Consider the following 17,976-nt stretch of genomic DNA (forward strand, 5'->3'; position numbering starts at 1 on the left):
AGGCCAGGGGCACGCCCTCATGGCACGCCGAGCTGACGCAGCAGGGCCTGGGCGTCGAGGGCGCCCCAGCGTTCCTTGATGCGGTCGCCTACGACCGACCAGAAGAAGGTGCCGGTAACCTGAACGCGCACCCCGGTCGGCGCAATGCCGCGGAAATGGCCGCGGTGGGTGCCGGTGAAGCGGCCGCGCACGGCGACGAGATTCTCTTCCGCCACCATGTCGACGATCTCGACCGCGAGATCGGGGAAGGCGGCGTGCAGGCCGGCGACCTGGCTCTTCACGCCCTTCGGCCCGCGCACGCATTCGCCGGGGGATTCGTGATCGATGAAATCGGGCGCCACCTGGTCGTCGATGGCGCGCGGATCGAAACGATTGATGGTCGCATCGTAATGGGCCCGGATCAGGGCCTTCATGGCTTCGGCTTCCATGGCGCGGACGTCCCTTCGTGATTGTGGTTATCGGGGCGAAGCACTCAGGCGAATGATCGCACCTGTCACGGTTTTCCGCTATCCCGTCCGTATGAGACCCGTGTCCGCCCTCGGCACCCTGACCCGCGACTTCACCCGCATCGGCTTCGTCTCCTTCGGCGGCGTTGCCGGACAAGTGGCCCTGCTGCACGAGACGGTGGTGACCCGCCGCGGCTGGCTCGACGAGGCGGGCTTCCTGCGCGCGCTCAATTTCTGCCTGCTGCTGCCGGGACCGGAGGCCCAGCAGCTCGCCACCTTCGTCGGCTGGCGCGTGGCCGGCACGCGGGGGGCGGTGATCGCAGGCGGCCTCTTCGTCCTGCCCGGCGCCCTGATCATGGCCGGGCTCGCCTTCCTGGCGGCGCGCTATGGTGCGTTGCCGGTGGTGGCCGGGCTGTTCGCCGGGGTGAAGCCGGTCGTCGTCGGCATTGTCGCCGCGGCGCTCTGGCGGCTCGGCCGGCGCACCCTGACCGGGGCCGGCCCGCTCGCCCTGGCGGTTTCGGCGCTGGTGCTGCTGCATTGGCTGCACGCGCCCTTTCCGGCGGTGATCCTGGGGGCGGCTGTGATCGGCCTGGTGTCGGGGCGTGGCGTGGGCGGTGCCTCGCTGCCCCGGCCGGGCCGGGGGGAGCCGAGGCGCCTGGCCCGGCTCGTCCTGATTTTCCTGCTGCTCTGGGCGCTGCCGGTCGGCGTCGCGGTCGGACTGGCCGGCGGGATCTTTCCCGATCTCGCCCTATTGTTCACGAAATCGGCCTTCGTCACTTTCGGCGGTGCCTATGCGGTGCTGCCCTATATCGCCGATGCCGCGGTCCACGCCTATGGCTGGCTCTCGCCCGCGCAGATGATCGACGGCCTGGCGCTGGCCGAGACGACGCCGGGGCCGACCATATTGGTGCTCGACTATGTCGGCTTCCTGGCCGCCTATCAGGCGCCGGGCGGGCTCGACCCCGCCGTGGCCGGTTTCGCCGGGGCGGCCCTGGTCACCTATGTGACCTTCCTGCCGTCCTTCCTCTTCATCCTGGCCGGCGCGCCCCTGGTCGAGACCCTGGCCGCCGCGCCCCGCGCCGCCGCTGCGCTGAGGGCGATCGCGGCCGCCGTGGTCGGGGTGATGGCCAATCTCGCCCTGTTCTTCGGCCAGGCCGTGCTGGTCGTGGACGGCGCGCCGGCCTGGGGCGCCGTGGCGGCCGCCCTGGCCGCCTTGTCGGTGGCCCTGACCGGCCGCGTCGCCGCCCATTGGCTGATCGCGGCCGGGGCCGCCGCCGGGTTGATCCTGGCGACGGCCTGATCCGGGCCGGCCGCGCCCCGCGCCCGGTCAGGCGGCGCGGATCGCCGCCAGGAAATTCTCGACCTGTTGCCGGAGCTGTTCGGCGAGGCCGGACAATTCGGTCGCCGCGGCCTTCACCCCGGCCGCCGCGGAAGAGGTCTCGCCGGCTCCCTGCGAGACATCGGCGATATGGCTGGTGACGTCATGGGCGCCAGCCGCGACATGTTCGACGCTCTTGCCGATCTCGCCGGTCGCTGCCGTCTGCTGCTCGACCGCGCTCGAGATCGAGGTGGCGGCATCGCCCAGGTGTTCGGTCGCCTCGCCGATGCGGCCGATCGCGTCGACCGCCGATCCGGTCCAGCTCTTCATCGCCTGGGCCTGGTCGCCGATCTTCACCGTGGCATCCGCGGTCTGGCGGGCCAGGGTCTTCACTTCGGCCGCGACCACGGCGAAGCCCTTGCCGGCTTCGCCCGCCCGGGCTGCCTCGATCGTCGCGTTGAGGGCGAGCAGGTTGGTCTGATTGGCGATCGCCTGGATCATCTTGACGACGTCGTCGATCGAGGATGCGGCGGCCGACAGGCGGCCGACGATGTCGCGCGCCTGGGCCGTTTCGCCCACCATGCGGCTCGACAGGTCGCCGGCCAGATGGACCTGGCGGCTGATCTCGCCGATCGCGGCACCCAATTCGTTGGTCGCGGCGGCCACGGTCTCGCTGCTGGTGGCCGCCATTTCGGCGGCGGCGGCGACCGCATCCGCCTGTTCGCGGGTGGCGGCGGAAATCCCGGCCATGCTGTCGGCCGAGGCGGCGAGTTCGCTCGCCGCATTGGCGACGGAGGAGACCACTTCGCCGATCCCCGCCTCGAAATCCGAAGCCAGACGGTGGCGCGTTTCGCGCGCCTCGTCCTGCAGCGTCTTCATGCGCAGGCGCGCCTCGTTGATGGTGCGCGCACCCTGGCCGAAGGCGCCGACCATGCCGGTATCGAGGAAGGGCCGGAAATAGTGGCCGTGGCTGCTCTGGTCGAGGCTGGCGCGGGTCTCGCGCAGGAAGGCGTCGGTCAGGTCGAAGATGCGGTTCAGGGCGTGCAGGAAGGGCACCGCGTCGCCCAGATGTTCGATCATCACGGCGCGCGCCTCGAAATCGCCGGCGGCGACGCGCTTGCTGGCTTCGGTCGCCTTGGCCATGGCTTCGCGGAGAAGGGCGTTCTCCGCCTCGAGTTCGGCGATGCGGGCGTCGCGCCGGTCGGGCTCGACGCTGTGCCGGTGACGGATGAAATCAAAGAGAGAAGACGAATTCGTCATAGCTCATCCCCACGGCAGCGAGATGGGATTCGATCGCGGCGATGCCGGCGGCGAGGCCTTCACGCGGCCCCGCGGCAGCCTGTTCGACCGCCAACACTTGGCGATAAAGGCCACCGGCCGCGGCGACCGCCCGGCGCTCGGGCACGCGGCGGTTGGAATGGTAGCCGATGATGGTGCCCTTCTCGTCGAAGCTGGGCGTGACATGGGCGAGCACCCAATAGAAATCGCCCGATTTCGCCATGTTCTTCACATAGGCGAAGATTTCCTTGCCGGCCTGGATCTGCTGCCAGAGCAGGGCGAAGACCGCCCGCGGCATGTCGGGGTGGCGGATCAGGTTGTGGTTCTGGCCGACGACTTCGGCTTCGCGATAGCCCGCGATACCCAGGAAGACGTCGTTGGCATAGGTGATGATGCCCTTGAGGTCGGTCTTGCTGACGATCACGTCGTTACGGTCGAAGAAGGCCTCCCGATCCGTCGGCTGAACGGTAGGACGCGCCATGGCAGTTCCCCATAGTCACTAAACGAATGGGGACATTAGGCACAGACGTCCTGAAGAAAGGGTTACCGAAGGCGCTTCGCCTCGATCGCATCCCAGATCAGGGCTGCGACATTTGTGCCGTCGAAGGCTTCGATCTGCTGGATGCCGGTCGGACTCGTCACGTTGATCTCGGTCATATAGTCGCCGATCACGTCGATACCGACGAAGAGCAGGCCCTTCCTGGCCAGCACGGGGCCGATGGTGTCGCAGATCTCGCGTTCGCGCACGGTCAGGAAACTGCGCACCGCGGTGCCGCCGACATGGAGGTTGGAGCGCGCCTCACCCTCGGCCGGCACGCGGTTGATGGCGCCGACCGGAACACCGTCGACCAGGATGATGCGCTTGTCGCCCTGACGCACTTCCGGCAGGTAGCGCTGGACGATGATCGGTTCGCGGTAGAGCAGGGTGAAGGTTTCGAGCAGGCTGCCCAGGTTCTCGTCGCCCGGCTTCAGGTGGAAGACGCCGGCGCCGCCGTTGCCGAACAGCGGCTTCACGATGATGTCGCGGTGGGTCTCGCGGAAGGCCTCGACCTCGGCCTTGCGCGAAGTGATCAGGGTTTCCGGCATGAGCTGCGGGAAATGAGTGACGAAGAGCTTTTCCGGCGCGTTCCTGACCTCGACCGGATCGTTCACCACCAGGGTCTTCGGGTGGATGTGCTCCAGGATATGGGTCGCGGTGATATAGGCCATGTCGAACGGCGGGTCCTGGCGCATCAGGACGACGTCGACGGTCGAAAGATCGAGAGCGAAGCCCGGCCCGGCGGTGAAATGATTGCCCTTCTCGCGCCGGAGTTCGAGGCTCCGCGCGAAGGCTTCCACCTTGCCGTTCTTCAGCGAGAGGTCGCGCGGCAGGTAGTAGAACAGGCGGTGGCCCCGGGCCTGGGCTTCTAGACCCAGGCGGAAGGTCGAATCGACCGTGATGTCGAAGGACTCGACCGGGTCCATCTGGATCGCGACGGTGAGGGCCATGGCACGCCTTGTCGTTGGAGGTTGCTCAGTTCAGCCGCAGGCGCAGCGCCGCCAGCAGGCGCTGGGCTTCGATCGTCTCGAAACCGTCGAGGGAATGTTCGATGCAGCTCTCGAAGGCGGCGGTGGCGGCGCCGAGCCGGCCCAGGTTGTGCTGTGCCTGGCCATAGTCGAACCAGAGCCCGGCCTCTTCGGGGGCCAGGCGCAGCATGGTGCGCGCCAGGGCCGCCACCCGCTCGATGTCGCCATCGGCCTGGGCGCGGGATTTCAGGTTGTTCTGCAGGCGGAGCAGGACGGCGCGATTGCCGACCGTGTTGGTCAGCGCCGGGGTCAGCTCCTGATCGGGGCCCATGAGCTGCTTGGTCAGCCGGCGGAGTTCCAGGGGATCGAGCACGCGGCCGCCGTTGAAGGGATCGAGGACCAGCGCCTCGCCCCGGACCTGGAGGCGGACCAGGAAATGGCCCGGGAAGGCCAGGCCTTCGAGCGCGAAGCCGGCCGCCCGGGCGGCATGGGCATAGAGGATGCCGAGCGCCACCGGCAGGCCCTTCCGCCGTTCGACCACGCTGATCAGATTGGCGTTCTGCGGGTCGTCGTAGGTCAGGCGGTCGCCGTCGTAACCGAAGCGGTCGTTGAACAGACGGGCGAGCGCCGCAGCGACCTCGAGGGCGGTCGCGGCGCGGCTGTCGCGCATCGCGTTCGCCAATTCCTCGAGATGGTCGCGGTAGGGGCCGAGATAGACGCCGGGCCGGTCGAGCGCCGCGAGCAGGAGAGCGGTGCCGGCCAGATCGATCGCCCGATCCTCCTGCTTGCCGACGGCATCGAGGGCCGCCTCGATTTCTTCGACGGAGAGGGGGGCTGGTTCCAGACTCGGCATCGCTACACTCGACAGGCCCTATTCCGGTGAAACCTGGATGGCGCTGACGACCTTCTGCACGCCCGAGATCGAGCGGGCGATCTCGACCGCCTTGTCGCGCTGCGCCTCGCTGCGCACAACCCCCGAAAGATAGACGATGCCGTTGACGGTTTCGACCCCGATCGACAGGCCGTTGAGCGAGAAGTCGGTCAGCAGGTTCGATTTCACCTTGGTGGTGATCCAACTGTCGGAGGCATAGCCGCCGACACCGCCGTCGTCCGCCACCTGGATCTGGTTGTCGATCTCCTTCACGCCCTCGCAGCCGCGGGCGATGCTCTCGGCTTCCGCCTTGTCGGCGGAGGAGGCGACGGTGCCGACCAGCAGCACGCGGCCGCGCACCACTTCGACGCTGACGTCGCTGAACAGCGTGGTCGAGCGCTTCAGCAGCTTGTCGTTGATGTCGAGGCGGATGCCGGCGTCGTCGGCGACTTGGCCGGGGGCGCGGTTCTGGGCCGCGACATAGCCGGCGGTGCCGACGGCGCCGACGGCCGCGACGACGCAGCCGCCGAGGGCGGGCAGGGTGATCCCGAGGGTGAGCAGGGCCGCGGCCGGTACACGCTTCATCGTCGCTCCATCGGTCGTTCTTGGCAGGCGGTGGCGCCTCAATCGATTCGCCACGCATCCCTTATATGAGAGGGCAGGCGCCAGGGCACCACCAGGATGGCGTCGAATGTCACCGCGAGCCCGCCGAGGTCTGGCCGCGCGGCGAGAAACAGCTCGGCCGCGCGGGCGATCCGGGCCTGCTGGCGCCGGCGAATCGCCTCCCCCGCAGCCCCGAATGCGGCCCGATGCTTGACCTCGATGAAGGCGAGGGTGTGGCGGCGGCGCGCCACCAGGTCGATCTCGCCGGCCTTGCAGCGCCAGTTGCGCGCCAGCACGCGCCAGCCACGCAAGCGGAGATGAAGCACCGCGGCGAGTTCGGCCAGGCGGCCGGCGCGTTCGGCCCGGCGCTTCGCCGCCAGGCTCATTCCCGGGCCTTCAGGGCCATGGCGCGGGCGTAGACGTCGCGCTTGGCGAGACCGAAGGCGGCCGCCACCTTGGCCGCCGCGGCCGAAGGGCCGGCATGGGCGAGTTCGGCCAGGAGGGCGGCATCGACTGCCGCCTCGTCGGGCGCCGCCGCTTCGTCCGGCGGGCCGATCACCACCACGACCTCGCCCTTGGGCGGCCCCGCTTCGGCGTAATGGCTGGCGAGGACGGCCAAGCGCTCGCGCCGCACTTCCTCGAACATTTTGGTCAGCTCGCGGGCGACCGCGGCTGCCCGCTCGCCCAGCACGGCGGCGGCATCGGCCAGCATCTCGGGCAGGCGCTGCGCCGACTCGAGGAAGACCAGAGTCGCCGCGATACCGCGCAGTTCTTCCAGCGCGGCGCGGCGGGCGGCCGACTTGGGCGGCAGGAAGCCGGCAAAGAGGAAGCGGTCGGTCGGCAGCGCCGCCAGGGTGAGCGCCGCCAGGACGGAGGAGGCGCCGGGCAGGGTGGTGACCGGGAAACCCGCCGCGACCGCCTCGACCACCAGCTTGTAGCCGGGGTCGGAGACCAGGGGGGTGCCGGCGTCGGAGACCAGGGCGATGACCTCGCCCTTGGCCAGGCGGGCCAGCACTTCGGGCCGGACGCGCGCCGCATTGTGGTCGTGATAGGGCAGCAGATGCTTGTGCAGCCCGTAGATCTGCATCAGGCGCCCGGTCATCCGCGTGTCTTCGCACAGGATGACATCGGCCGCGCGCAGCACGTCGAGCGCGCGCAGCGTGATGTCCCGGGCATTGCCGATCGGGGTCGCCACCAGATGCAGGCCGGGGCCTGGTTTACTTGCCCGCCCCACCCCGCTAACTTGGCCGCCTGATGTCTCGTGCCCAGGAGTATGATCCGGTGCATCCTCTGGCAAAGGCGGATAAGGCGGCCTTTCGGCCTCGTCGTCGTTCATTCCTCTACGCCCTCGCCGGCCTGGTCCTGGCCGCCTGTGGTTCGACTTCCGGCGACACTAGCCACAATGCGCCCCCGCCGTCAGCCGTAATCCCGACCCCGCCGCCGCAACCGGCGGCGCCGCGCATCGGCTTGATCCTGCCCCAGACCGGCCAGGCCGGGGAAGTCGGCAAGGCGTTGGAGGACGCGGCCGAACTGGCGCTGTTCGATCTCAATGCGACCAATATCGAACTGCTGCCCGCCGATGCCGGCGGTTCGGCCGCGACCGCCTCGGGCGCCGTGCAGAATGTCATCGGCGGCGGCGCCGGTGTCGTCATCGGGCCGCTGGGCGCCACCTCGGTGAAGGCCGCGGCGATCGAGGCGCGCAAGCGCGGCGTTCCCCTGCTCGGCTTTTCGACCGACCGCAGCGCCGCCGGCAGCGGCGTCTATCTCCTCGGCTTCATGCCCGACGAGCAGGCGACGGCGGTGATCGGCTATGCCGCCTCGACCGGGCTTTCCCGCTTCGGCGCCCTGATCCCGGTCGGCGCCTATGGCGAATTGGTGGGCTCGGCCTTCGAAGTGGCGGTCGGTGCCAACGGCGGCACCGTGGTCGGTGTCGAGCGCTACAAGTCCGGCAGCTTGCAGCCGACCGACAGCCTGCGCGCCCTGCTCACCCCGGGGCCGGACGGCAGGCCGCCGGTCGACGCGCTCTTCGTGCCGGAGGGCGGCTCGGCCCTGCAGCAGGTGCTCTCGACCATCGCCGGCATCGGCTTCGATCCGCATCGGGTGCGCCTGCTCGGCACCGACCAATGGTCGGGCTCCAGCCTGGGCAGCGACCCGATGAGCCTGGGCGGCTGGTACGCCGGGCCGTCGCCGGAGCGTTTCGAGCGCTTCGCCGGCCATTTCCAGTCGACTTACGGCCACCGCCCGCCGCGCATCGCAGCACAGGCCTATGACGCCATGACGCTGGCCGTCCTGCTGGCCCGCCAGCGCGCCGGCTTCGCCAGTGCCCCGGCCGTGCTCCAGGGTTCGGACGGGTTTTCGGGGGTCGACGGGCTGTTCCGCTTCCGGGCCGACGGCACGCCCCAGCACGGGCTGGCCATCCTCGAAGTCTCGGCCGGCGGGCCTCGGGTGATCCGCCCGGCGCCGGACAGTTTCGGCGGCCAGGGCTTCTGATCTAGCCCGCCGCCAATACCAGATTCGCGCGGCGCTCGGCCAGGGCGCGGCGCAGCGCCTCCGCGAGGTCGAGGCGTTCGCCGGGGGTCAGGCAGCGGGCGAAGATGAAGCGCCGGCCGTGGCTGGCGATCGCCAGTTCGTTGTCGTCCTCGGCGCGGATCTCGACATCGATGCGCGCCCAGCTCGGCTCGAAGCGGAAATGGCGGGCGTGGCCCTTGGCATTGACCCGCTCCACGATCAGGTCGCGGTCGGTCAGGCGCACCCGCTCGAAGGCCCGGGCGGCCCGGTAGTTGGCCCTGAAGGCGAACCAGATCAGCAGGGCGTCGAGGCCGAAGAAACCGAACACCGGCCAGGCCCCGATCATCAGGAAAAGCACGCCGGAAGCGAAGCTGACCGCGGCGATCGTGAGCATGAGGATGGTGAAGCCGCGCGGGCCGAGCGAGCGGTGCGGGCTCAATACCGCGTCGAACCACAGCCTGTCGGGCAGATCCTCGGCCATTCGCCGCTCCTGTCGGTGTCTGCCGATGGTAGGGCAGGGGCACTGCCGAATTCAATCGTTCCAAATCGCGAAATGCCGCCGGGCTTCCCAAGCGCCGGGGCCGGCCTTAAGGTTTCGCCACCATGCGCAAGGCCGATGTCGTCAGCTTCTTCACCCGCCTCCGGGCCCAGCGGCCCGAGCCCCAGGGCGAACTCGAACACCAGAACGCCTATCAGCTCCTGGTCGCCGTCGTGCTTTCGGCCCAGGCGACCGATGCCGGCGTCAACAAGGCGACCCGGCCGCTCTTCGCCACGGTCGAGACGCCGCAACAGATGCTCGATCTCGGCCTCGACGGGCTGACCGAGGCGATCAAGACGATCGGCCTCTATCGCACCAAGGCGAAAAATGTGATCGAGCTGTCGCGCCTGTTGATCGCGCGGCACGGCGGCCAGGTGCCGCACGACCGGGTCGCCCTCGAAGCCTTGCCCGGGGTCGGCCGCAAGACCGCCAACGTGGTGCTGAACATCGCCTTCGGCGAGCCGACGATCGCGGTCGACACCCATGTCTTCCGGGTCTCGAACCGGACCGGCCTCGCTCCCGGCAAGACCGTGGAAGAAGTCGAGGCCAAGCTCGAAAAGGTGGTGCCGGCGGAATTCCGCCGCCACGCCCATCATTGGCTGATCCTGCACGGGCGCTATGTCTGCAAGGCGCGCAAGCCCGATTGTCCGTCCTGCATCGTCGCCGATCTCTGCGCGGCCAAGGACAAGACCCCGGCCTGAGCTGCGCTCAGCTTCCCGGCCTGGCCGCGGCGGTGGCGACCTTGCGGGCGCAGGTGTCGACGTCGACCGGCTTGCGCTGGCGGTCGCGGGCATCGAGGTGTTTCACCGTCATGCCCTGAGATTCGCGGTAGAGGAAAAGGAAGAGCAGGCAGTCCGGCGTGGCATATTGCCAAATCTCGGCCGGCGGCTCGCTCCGCTTCAGGGAGGGTTCGCCCAGATAGGGCGTGAGGGCGGTACCGGCCTGACCGAGCAGGCCGCCCGGTGGCAGGCTGGCGACCGGCCGCGCCGTCTGGCCGGTGTCGGCACAGGCGGCCAGCATGAGAAGGGCGGCACCCAAGGATGCCGCCCTGCTGCGAGCTGCCAATGTCATGACGCCCGCGGTTCGACTCCGCTCAGACGAGCGAGCCTTCGCTGTGCGAGGTGGGGAAGACCACCGGCGCCGTGCCAGCGACCTGGAGCGGATCGGCCGGCTTGGGCGCCTCGATCGGCGCCGTGGGCTTGCCCTGGACGGTGTTGATGTCGCCGATCAGCTCGCCACCGCATTCGATCTCGAGCTGGCCATAGCGGATCTCGCCCTTCACCCGGCCGGCGGCGCGGATGAGCAGACGGCCGCGGCAGATCAGCTTGCCCTCGAAGGTGCCGCCGATCAGCGCTTCGTCGATCTCGGCCGAGCCCTTGAAGACGCCGGTCTGGGTGATCTCGATCACCCGGCTCTCGGTCAGGGTGGCGTCGACCCGGCCTTCCACCACGAGCTTGTCGCAGGCGGTGATCTGTCCCGACAGGACGATGTTGCGGCCGACGATCAGCTTCTTGTCGTCGGACGACGGCGGCGGGGCCGAGGGAGTGGCCGGCGCGAGCGGCCGGGTCATGCCCGGCAGTTCGCGACTGGGGCGGGCGATTTCGGGACGGAAGCTCGTCGAGTCATTGTCGGCCATTGCGGGCGTGCCTTGTTGAGCGTGAGTGGGAACGGCGGGACGGGCGGCCGGCGGCGCGAAACTCGTCTGGGCCGGCTTGGGTTGAAGCTGGGGCTGGGGGCTCGGCGGTGTCTCCGGGGGCCCGCTGCGCTTTCCGAACATGGATCTCTCCGTCATCCTCTCTCTGGCGGCTGCCAGAACCGTCTATGGCTGCCGGCATCAGCCGGGCCGGTCCCCATGTGGGCGCTCGCGCCCTCGATCCCCCTAGCGTGGCGTCCGGGCGAGGCGCAACCGGCGTTCCAGATGCACCATCGCCGCGACCGTCACCAGTGGCGCGATCAGGTTGACGATCGGCACCACCATCAGCGCGGTCCCCAGCAGACCGGCACCGAAAACGACCATCCGATTGGCCCGGCGCAGCGCCGACGCCGCCTTCACCGGGGCGTGGCGCATCGCCACCTGCTCGAAATACTCGCGCCCGACAAGATAGCCGTTCAGAATCAGGAAGACCAACAGATTGAGGAGGGGCACGAAGAGACCCACGATCTGCAGGGGTAAAGCCGCCAGATTGAGGGCAATCGCGATGACCAGGAAGCGCAGGCCGGCGACCGTGCCGTCGACCATGCCGACGTCGCGGCCGGGTGATTCGCCCGGGTAATCGCGCCGCGTGACCTTGGCCGCCGCCTCGTCGAGGAAGAGCGATTGGAGGGTGGTCATGACCAGGGGAAAGACGAAGGCGAGGCCGATCGCCATGAGGACGCCGCCGGCGATGCGGATCGCCTCGTCGAGCCAGCCCCAGCCGGTCGAGGGGGCATAGCCGAGCCCGGCATAGGCGCCCCAGACGAGCAGCGCCGAGAGCACCAGGCCGAGCCCCAGCACGCGCCAGAGAATGGCGCGAAGCGGCGGCGACAGGGCATCCTCGAGGCCCTTCAGATAGATCGCGACGAGCGACATTCCGCGCAGGCCCTCCCGCAGGCCGTCAAATCTGGACGCACAGGGCGACATCCTTATACTGCGCCAGCGAAAGAGAAAGGGGCGATGATGACAGCTTCGCGTTTCGACGTTCTCGGCATCGGCAATGCCATCGTGGACGTGCTGTCCCCGGCGGACGATGCCTTCCTCGACCGCGAGGGCCTGGTCAAGGGATCGATGACCCTGATCGACGCCGCGGCGGCAGAGGCTCTCTACGGCCGCATGGCGGCGGGGGTCGAGGCTTCGGGCGGTTCGGCCGCCAATACGCTGGCGGGGATCGCCGGGCTGGGTGGCGCCGCCGCCTTCGTCGGCCGGGTCAGGGACGACGCCCTCGGCAAGGTCTTCGCCCATGACATCCGCGCCGTCGGCGTCTCCTTCGAGAGCGCCGCCGCGAGCGAGGGGCCGGGCACCGCGCGCTGCCTCGTCATGGTGACGCCGGATGCCCAGCGCACCATGGCGACCTATCTCGGCGCCTGCGTCGGCCTCGGGCCGGACGACGTCGACCCGGGCCTGGTCGCCTCGGCCGAGATCACCTATCTCGAAGGCTATCTATGGGATCCGGAGAACGGCAAGGCGGCCTTCCGCAAGGCCATCACCTGCGCCCACGAGGCCGGCCGCCGGGTCGCGCTCTCGCTCTCCGACGCCTTCTGCGTGCACCGCTGGCGCGCCGAATTCCTGGACCTCGTCTCGGCCGGCGGGGTCGACATCCTGTTCGCCAACGAGGGCGAAATCTCCGCCCTGTTCGAGACCGGCGATTTCGACACCGCGCTCCAGGCGACAAGGGCGCTCGGCATCACCGCGGCCCTGACGCGGAGCGAGAAGGGCTCGGTCATCCTGGGCGGCGACGAAGTCCATGTGATCGACGCCGCGGTGCCGGAGAAGGTGATCGACTCGACCGGCGCCGGCGATCTCTATGCCGCCGGCTTCCTGTTCGGCCTGACCCACGACCTGGGCCTCGCCCGCTCCGCCCGCCTCGGCTCGCTCTGCGCCGCCGAAGTGCTGAGTCACTATGGGCCCCGCCCCCAGGTCAACCTGGCCGATTTCGTGGTCGGACGGTACTGAGGCGATCGATACCGGTAGTTGCGCATTCGGCCCCGGCATTATAACCTGAAATTGTTCACTGGCTGTTCGAACAATGAATTTGGGGGATGGCGCCGGTGGTGGGGAAATTCAGGATTGTTTTCGCCACGTTCTGCCTTGGGACGGCGGGCTGCTCGCCCTACGTCTACAAGGACGAGGTCGGCGGCTTTCAACAACAGGTTTCGCGCCTAGCGTCGACCTACGACGACAGCGTGAAACAATATGGCGCCGACTACGACAGGGAGCGCCGCCAGCATTTCGCGGTCAATTTGCTGCCCCTGGAGACCGTCGGGGGGTGCCAGGAAGTTTCGGCAAGTGGACCGCCTTGCCAGATCGTCACACTGTCGGCCAAAGATGCCGACACCTATCCAGCCACGTCGCCCTATCAGGACAGCGGGCCGGACGCCACCAAGAAGGTGTTGGGGGCACTTGCAGCCTATGCGGCGCAACTGGTCGCGATCACCGATGCGGCCGATTCAGAAGCCCTCGCTGCACGCCAGAAATCATTGTGGGAGAGCGTCGGCAAGGTCCTGAAGACGGCTGATCAGTTCGTCCCCGGCGCTGCCGATACAAGCGGCATGGTCGGCACCGCCGGCGGCCTTCTCGGTAAGCTGCTGCAGGCTGCTCTCGACCGAGAGAGACTTGCCGCCCTGCGCCAGGCCGTCACCGCCGTGGACCCTAGGCTGCCCATTCTCGCCCATGTGGCGGAAGAGGGTATTAAAGTGCTGATCGACAGCCGGCTCCGCTCGACGTCGACCTATCTCGACGAAATCGAAAACAGGTCGTTTGGCCCGGATGTCGTGAAACGGCTGAACGTCGAACTCTACGACGCGCGCTATTCGGCACTCTCCGAAGCCGTCGCCGAAATCAATGCCTTGCGCGCGGTGAAGCCGGCCGATCTGACCCAAGCCCTGGTCGACGCCCACCACGCGCTGGCGACTGCGCTCGACAACAAGAATGCGGATCTGGCGTCCGTGACCGCCGCCTTGGCGAACCTCGCCGAGAAAGTCTCGGCTTTCCGGGATGCCATCGAAGCGGCCAACAAGACATAGGAAGGCAGCCATGGCCGAGGATCAACCGGAGGGAAAGAACGTGCCGCCGAACATCAGCACAGTGAAATCCCTGACCCAAGAGGCCATCTCGGAGAATCGGCAAGCTTACGACGAGGTCAAACAACGCTGGCGGGACGCCGCAGGCAGCCCGGACGTGCGGTACCGCCTGAAGCTGGATCTGGCAAAACTCGACCGCAAGCTGACGGGACTGCAACAACAATATGTCCGCGAACTGCTCAACGACCCCCAGGCGGCCGCGGCCCTGCAGGCCGTCAGCATTGCGACGGCCGACCTGAAAACCGCCGTCGCCCGACTGAAGACCGCCGCGGACACCACGGCCAAGGTCAACGAAATCGTCGAAATCGGTGCGGCAATCCTCAAAGTGTTGGTCGCTCTGGCCTGACTTCCCGGGGCGATACCCGCATGAGATCCCCGAAACGTCCCAATGCCGCGACCGGGACGATCGCTCATGGCCGCGTCAGCAGCGGCCCCAGCGGCCGGCCGCCGGTGATGTGGACGTGGAGGTGGGGGACTTCCTGGTGGCTGTGCTCGCCGTGGTTGGCGAACAGGCGATAACCCGAAGCATCCACCCCGACCAGGCGGGCGACGTCGCCGACGGCGCGGACGAAGGCGGCGATTTCCGCATCGCTCGCCTTGGCCGAGAAATCGTCCCAGGAGACGTAAGCGCCCTTGGGGATGACCAGGACATGGACCGGGGCCTGCGGCCGGATGTCGTGGAAGGCCAGGGTGTGTTCGGTCTCGTGGACCTTCTGGCAGGGGATCTCGCCGCGCAGGATGCGGGCGAAGATATTGCTCGGATCGTAGGCCATGGCTCTCAGTCCTTCGGGCGGCTGGCCTTTTCCTCGACGCCGGAACGGCCTTCGCGGGCTTCGAGTTCGGCCCAGACCGCCTCCGGTTCGATGCCCCGTTCGGCCAGCAGGATGAAGAGGTGGAAGATCAGGTCGGCTGCTTCGCCGACCAGCTCGCCCTCGGTGCCGGCGAGCCCGGCGAGGGCGGCTTCGACGCCTTCCTCGCCCACCTTCTGGGCGATCTTGGCGCGGCCCTTGGCGAACAGGCGGGCGACATGGCTGTTGGCCGTGTCCGCGCCCTTACGCGACAGAATGACCCGGTAGACCCGGTCGAGGATGGCGGCGTCGGCCATGATCCCTTTCCTCAGAGCCGCATCGGCACGCCGCGCGCGGCCATGTGTTCCTTGGCCTCGTGGATCGTGAAGGTGCCGAAGTGGAAGATCGAGGCGGCGAGCACGGCCGAGGCATGGCCTTCGATGATGCCGTCCGCCAGATGGTCGAGGGTGCCGACGCCGCCCGAGGCGATCACCGGCACGGTCACCGCATCGGAGACGGTGCGGGTCAGGCCGAGGTCGAAGCCCGCCTTGGTGCCGTCGCGGTCCATCGAGGTGAGCAGGATTTCGCCCGCCCCCAGTTCGACCATGCGGCGCGCCCAGTCGACCGCGTCGAGGCCGGTGGGCCGGCGCCCACCGTGGGTATAGACCTGCCACTTGCCGGGGCCGTCCTGCTTGGCGTCGATGGCGACCACGATCGACTGGCTGCCGACCTTTTCCGCCGCCTCGCGCACGAAATCGGGCCGCGCCACCGCGGCCGAATTGATCGAGACCTTGTCGGCACCGGCGAGCAGCAGGGCGCGCACGTCGTCGAGCGTGCGGACGCCGCCGCCCACCGTGAGCGGCATGAAGACCTGTTCCGCGGTGTGACGCACCACGTCCAGCATGATGGCGCGGTCGTCGCTCGAGGCCGTGATGTCGAGGAAGGTCAGCTCGTCGGCGCCGGCGGCGTCATAGATCCGGGCCTGTTCGACCGGATCGCCGGCATCGCGGAGATCGACGAAATTGACACCCTTGACGACACGGCCGCCGTGGACATCGAGGCAGGGGATGATACGGGCCTTCAGCATCACGCGGCCCTCCGGGTCAGCGCCAGGGCGGCGGCGGGGTCGAGCCTGCCGTCGTAGAGCGCGCGGCCCGAGATGGCACCGGCGATCGGCGTACCGGGCACCGCCATCAGGGCTTCGATATCGGCGAGCGAGGCGAGACCGCCCGAGGCGATCACCGGGATCTTCACCGCATCGGCGAGGGCCGCCGTGGCGGCGACATTGACGCCGGTGAGCAGGCCGTCGCGGGCGATATCGGTGAAGATGATGGCGGCGACGCCGGCATCCTCGAAACGCCTGGCGAGGTCGATCGCCGTGATCTCAGAGGTTTCGGCCCAGCCTTCGACCGCGACCTTGCCGTCGCGCGCATCGATGCCGACCGCGACCTTACCGGGGAACAGCTTGCAGGCTTCGATCACCAGGGCGGGATCGCGCAGGGCGACGGTGCCGAGGATCACCCGGGCGAGGCCGCGGGCGAGCCAATTGGCGATCGCCTCCAGGCTGCGGATGCCGCCGCCGAGCTGCACCGGCCGGTCGGTCGCGGCCAGGATCGCCTCCACCGCCCGGGCATTGACCGACGAACCGGCGAAGGCGCCGTCGAGGTCGACGACATGGAGCCATTCGAAGCCCTGGGCCTTGAAGGCGGCTGCCTGGGCGCCCGGGTCCGGGTTGTAGACGGTCGCCCTGGCCATGTCGCCCTGGGCCAGGCGGACGCATTGGCCGCCCTTCAAATCGATCGCGGGATAGAGGATCACGGCCGCCACCTGAGGAAGCCGGCGAGGAGCGAGAGGCCGAAGGCCTGGCTCTTCTCCGGGTGGAACTGGGTGCCGAAGATATTGTCGCGGGCGACGATGGCGGTGACCGGGCCGCCGTAATCGGCGGTCGCCACCAGGTCGTGCTCGCGCGCCACTTCGAGCGCATAGGAATGGACGAAATAGGCATGGACGCCCGAGCGGGCGTGGCCCAGCACCGGATGGTGGTGGTGGACGTCCAGGTTGTTCCAGCCCATGTGGGGGATCTTCAGGGCGGGGTCGGAGGGCTGCAAGCGGTCGACCACCCCGGAGATCCAGCCGAAGCCGGCGTGATGGCCGTGCTCCAGCCCTTCGTCGGCCAGGAGCTGCATGCCGATGCAGATGCCGAAGAAGGGCTTGCCGCCCTTCACCACCTGCTCGTCGAGCACATCGAGCAGGCCGGGCAGAGCGGCGATCGAGCGCTTGCAGTCGGCGAAGGCGCCGTCGCCGGGCAGCACGATGCGCTCCGCCTGCGCCACCACCTCGGCCTGGTCGGTCACCACGATGCGGCGGGGGTCGAGGCCTTCCTCGGCCGCCATGCGCTCGAAGCCCTTGGCGCAGGAGCGGAGGTTGCCGGCGCCGTAATCGACGATGGCCACCAGGGGTTTCACAGCACTCATGAACGCACCTTCAAGACCAGCCGGTCGAGCGCATCCTCGCGGTTCTCGCCGACGACGACGCCGATCGCGCGGCGGTCGCGGCGGGCCAGCGACCGGCGCCGGATCTCGCCCGCTTCGAAGCCGGTGAGCAGATGGACCGCAACGGCTGTCAGCAGGCCGACCGGATGGCCCGGCCAGAGGAAAATGCCGGCGGCGAAACCGGCAACGACGACCACGACATAGAGGGCCAGTTCGATCCAGGCCCGCTGCACCAGCAGCCAGAGCGAGCCGAGCAGGAAGGCAGGAAACGAGAAACGCTCCGCCACCAGGGTCAGCTTCGGCGCCGGACCGTGCACCGTATAGGCGACCGGCCGCATTACAGGGTGCCGCCCAGCACGCCCTTGGTCGAGGGCACGGCGGAGGCGGCGCGGGGGTCGATCTCGACAGCCGCACGCAGGGCGCGGGCGAGCGCCTTGTAACTGCTCTCGACGATGTGGTGGTTGTTCTCGCCGTAGAGATTCTCGACGTGGAGGGTGACGCCGCCGGCCTGGGCGAAGGCCTGGAACCATTCCTTGAACAGTTCGGTGTCCATCTCGCCCAGCTTGTCGCGGCTGAAGGCGACCTTCCAGATCAGATAGGGCCGGTTCGAACAGTCGAGCGCCACCCGGGTCAGGGTCTCGTCCATCGGGATCAGGGCGTCGCCATAGCGGCGGATGCCGATGCGGTCGCCCAAAGCCTTCGAGAAGGCTTCGCCGATGGCGATCCCCGTGTCTTCCGTGGTGTGGTGGAAATCGATGTGGGTGTCGCCCTTCGCCGTCACTTCGAGGTCGATCAGCGAATGCCGGGAGAGCTGTTCCAGCATGTGGTCGAGGAAGCCGATGCCCGTCGACA

At 68.7% G+C, this 17,976-nt stretch carries 25 protein-coding genes; 6 read left to right on the plus strand and 19 right to left on the minus strand.

Features of this window, described 5'->3' with window-relative positions; translation table 11 throughout:
* Nucleotides 1-17: 17 nt before the first annotated feature.
* Nucleotides 18-428: an ester cyclase gene (locus tag WC493_RS12380; RefSeq protein WP_373065828.1), complete on the minus strand. Its 411-nt coding sequence runs from the start codon at nucleotides 426-428 to the stop codon at nucleotides 18-20.
* A gap of 91 nt (nucleotides 429-519) precedes the next feature.
* On the opposite strand from WC493_RS12380, the gene chrA reads away from it, so the two are divergent.
* Nucleotides 520-1,746, plus strand: coding sequence for a chromate efflux transporter (chrA, locus tag WC493_RS12385; RefSeq protein ID WP_373065829.1), 1,227 nt, complete (start codon nucleotides 520-522; stop codon nucleotides 1,744-1,746).
* A gap of 27 nt (nucleotides 1,747-1,773) precedes the next feature.
* Here chrA and WC493_RS12390 read toward each other — a convergent pair whose 3' ends face one another.
* The 7 genes from WC493_RS12390 to rsmI form a co-directional block, all read right to left on the minus strand.
* Nucleotides 1,774-3,024 (minus strand): methyl-accepting chemotaxis protein, encoded by a 1,251-nt coding sequence (locus tag WC493_RS12390; protein WP_373065830.1) that lies wholly within the window; start codon nucleotides 3,022-3,024, stop codon nucleotides 1,774-1,776.
* A complete protein-coding gene (locus tag WC493_RS12395; protein ID WP_373065831.1) occupies nucleotides 2,999-3,523 on the minus strand; it encodes a PAS domain-containing protein in 525 nt (174 codons plus the stop codon). The genes WC493_RS12390 and WC493_RS12395 overlap by 26 nt, the downstream gene beginning before the upstream one ends.
* A 62-nt stretch (nucleotides 3,524-3,585) precedes the next feature.
* Nucleotides 3,586-4,530, minus strand: a complete 945-nt coding sequence (gene gshB, locus WC493_RS12400; protein WP_373065832.1) for a glutathione synthase — start codon at nucleotides 4,528-4,530, stop codon at nucleotides 3,586-3,588.
* A 25-nt stretch (nucleotides 4,531-4,555) separates the two neighbouring features.
* Nucleotides 4,556-5,401: a tetratricopeptide repeat protein gene (locus tag WC493_RS12405; protein ID WP_373065833.1), complete on the minus strand. Its 846-nt coding sequence runs from the start codon at nucleotides 5,399-5,401 to the stop codon at nucleotides 4,556-4,558.
* 18 nt (nucleotides 5,402-5,419) lie between these two features.
* Entirely contained in the window at nucleotides 5,420-6,004 is a 585-nt protein-coding gene (locus WC493_RS12410; RefSeq protein ID WP_373065834.1) for a BON domain-containing protein, read from the minus strand.
* 38 nt (nucleotides 6,005-6,042) lie between these two features.
* On the minus strand, nucleotides 6,043-6,408 hold the full coding sequence (locus WC493_RS12415) for a YraN family protein (RefSeq protein ID WP_373065835.1): 366 nt from the start codon (nucleotides 6,406-6,408) through the stop codon (nucleotides 6,043-6,045).
* Nucleotides 6,405-7,217 carry a 16S rRNA (cytidine(1402)-2'-O)-methyltransferase gene (gene rsmI, locus WC493_RS12420; RefSeq protein ID WP_373065836.1) on the minus strand — a complete coding sequence of 271 codons (813 nt, stop codon included), beginning with the start codon at nucleotides 7,215-7,217 and terminating at the stop codon, nucleotides 6,405-6,407. The genes WC493_RS12415 and rsmI overlap by 4 nt, the downstream gene beginning before the upstream one ends.
* A 272-nt stretch (nucleotides 7,218-7,489) precedes the next feature.
* Here rsmI and WC493_RS12425 point away from each other — a divergent pair, with 272 nt between their 5' ends.
* A complete protein-coding gene (locus tag WC493_RS12425) occupies nucleotides 7,490-8,512 on the plus strand; it encodes a penicillin-binding protein activator (protein WP_373065837.1) in 1,023 nt (340 codons plus the stop codon).
* A gap of 1 nt (nucleotide 8,513) precedes the next feature.
* Here the strand turns inward: WC493_RS12425 and WC493_RS12430 are convergent, their stop codons facing one another.
* Nucleotides 8,514-9,011 (minus strand): DUF2244 domain-containing protein, encoded by a 498-nt coding sequence (locus WC493_RS12430; protein WP_373065839.1) that lies wholly within the window; start codon nucleotides 9,009-9,011, stop codon nucleotides 8,514-8,516.
* A gap of 122 nt (nucleotides 9,012-9,133) precedes the next feature.
* Here WC493_RS12430 and nth point away from each other — a divergent pair, with 122 nt between their 5' ends.
* Entirely contained in the window at nucleotides 9,134-9,769 is a 636-nt protein-coding gene (nth, locus tag WC493_RS12435) for an endonuclease III (RefSeq protein ID WP_373065840.1), read from the plus strand.
* 7 nt (nucleotides 9,770-9,776) lie between these two features.
* Here the strand turns inward: nth and WC493_RS12440 are convergent, their stop codons facing one another.
* The 3 genes from WC493_RS12440 to WC493_RS12450 all read right to left on the minus strand — a co-directional run bounded on the left by WC493_RS12440 (nucleotide 9,777) and on the right by WC493_RS12450 (nucleotide 11,637).
* A complete protein-coding gene (locus WC493_RS12440; RefSeq protein ID WP_373065841.1) occupies nucleotides 9,777-10,106 on the minus strand; it encodes a hypothetical protein in 330 nt (109 codons plus the stop codon).
* Nucleotides 10,107-10,161: 55 nt separating this feature from the next.
* A complete protein-coding gene (locus WC493_RS12445) occupies nucleotides 10,162-10,704 on the minus strand; it encodes a polymer-forming cytoskeletal protein (RefSeq protein WP_373065842.1) in 543 nt (180 codons plus the stop codon).
* Nucleotides 10,705-10,947: 243 nt separating this feature from the next.
* Nucleotides 10,948-11,637 carry an EI24 domain-containing protein gene (locus tag WC493_RS12450; protein WP_373065843.1) on the minus strand — a complete coding sequence of 230 codons (690 nt, stop codon included), beginning with the start codon at nucleotides 11,635-11,637 and terminating at the stop codon, nucleotides 10,948-10,950.
* Nucleotides 11,638-11,724: 87 nt separating this feature from the next.
* Here WC493_RS12450 and WC493_RS12455 point away from each other — a divergent pair, with 87 nt between their 5' ends.
* From WC493_RS12455 to WC493_RS12465, 3 genes are all read left to right on the plus strand, one after another.
* Nucleotides 11,725-12,717, plus strand: coding sequence for an adenosine kinase (locus WC493_RS12455; RefSeq protein WP_373065855.1), 993 nt, complete (start codon nucleotides 11,725-11,727; stop codon nucleotides 12,715-12,717).
* Between the two features lie 86 nt (nucleotides 12,718-12,803).
* The gene (locus tag WC493_RS12460) at nucleotides 12,804-13,787 is read left to right on the plus strand and encodes a hypothetical protein (protein ID WP_373065844.1); all 984 of its coding nucleotides are present in this window, start codon (nucleotides 12,804-12,806) and stop codon (nucleotides 13,785-13,787) included.
* Nucleotides 13,788-13,797: 10 nt separating this feature from the next.
* A complete protein-coding gene (locus tag WC493_RS12465) occupies nucleotides 13,798-14,190 on the plus strand; it encodes a hypothetical protein (protein WP_373065845.1) in 393 nt (130 codons plus the stop codon).
* A gap of 64 nt (nucleotides 14,191-14,254) precedes the next feature.
* Here WC493_RS12465 and WC493_RS12470 read toward each other — a convergent pair whose 3' ends face one another.
* From WC493_RS12470 to hisB, 7 genes are all read right to left on the minus strand, one after another.
* Nucleotides 14,255-14,617 carry a histidine triad nucleotide-binding protein gene (locus WC493_RS12470; RefSeq protein WP_373065846.1) on the minus strand — a complete coding sequence of 121 codons (363 nt, stop codon included), beginning with the start codon at nucleotides 14,615-14,617 and terminating at the stop codon, nucleotides 14,255-14,257.
* 5 nt (nucleotides 14,618-14,622) lie between these two features.
* Nucleotides 14,623-14,949 carry a phosphoribosyl-ATP diphosphatase gene (locus WC493_RS12475; protein ID WP_373065847.1) on the minus strand — a complete coding sequence of 109 codons (327 nt, stop codon included), beginning with the start codon at nucleotides 14,947-14,949 and terminating at the stop codon, nucleotides 14,623-14,625.
* An 11-nt stretch (nucleotides 14,950-14,960) separates the two neighbouring features.
* Complete coding sequence (gene hisF / locus WC493_RS12480; protein WP_373065848.1) at nucleotides 14,961-15,719, minus strand: imidazole glycerol phosphate synthase subunit HisF; 759 nt, start codon at nucleotides 15,717-15,719, stop codon at nucleotides 14,961-14,963.
* Complete coding sequence (gene hisA / locus WC493_RS12485; RefSeq protein ID WP_373065850.1) at nucleotides 15,719-16,450, minus strand: 1-(5-phosphoribosyl)-5-[(5-phosphoribosylamino)methylideneamino]imidazole-4-carboxamide isomerase; 732 nt, start codon at nucleotides 16,448-16,450, stop codon at nucleotides 15,719-15,721. Before hisA ends, hisF begins: the two co-directional genes overlap by 1 nt.
* A complete protein-coding gene (hisH, locus tag WC493_RS12490; RefSeq protein WP_373065851.1) occupies nucleotides 16,447-17,106 on the minus strand; it encodes an imidazole glycerol phosphate synthase subunit HisH in 660 nt (219 codons plus the stop codon). Before hisH ends, hisA begins: the two co-directional genes overlap by 4 nt.
* A complete protein-coding gene (locus WC493_RS12495) occupies nucleotides 17,103-17,462 on the minus strand; it encodes a DUF2628 domain-containing protein (RefSeq protein ID WP_373065852.1) in 360 nt (119 codons plus the stop codon). Before WC493_RS12495 ends, hisH begins: the two co-directional genes overlap by 4 nt.
* The coding region (gene hisB / locus WC493_RS12500; protein ID WP_373065854.1) for an imidazoleglycerol-phosphate dehydratase HisB at nucleotides 17,462-17,976 on the minus strand (515 nt) is incomplete at its 5' end. The genes WC493_RS12495 and hisB, both read right to left, overlap by 1 nt.

Origin of the sequence: Zavarzinia sp. (genome assembly GCF_041650655.1) — a bacterium.
Classification (GTDB): domain Bacteria; phylum Pseudomonadota; class Alphaproteobacteria; order Zavarziniales; family Zavarziniaceae; genus Zavarzinia.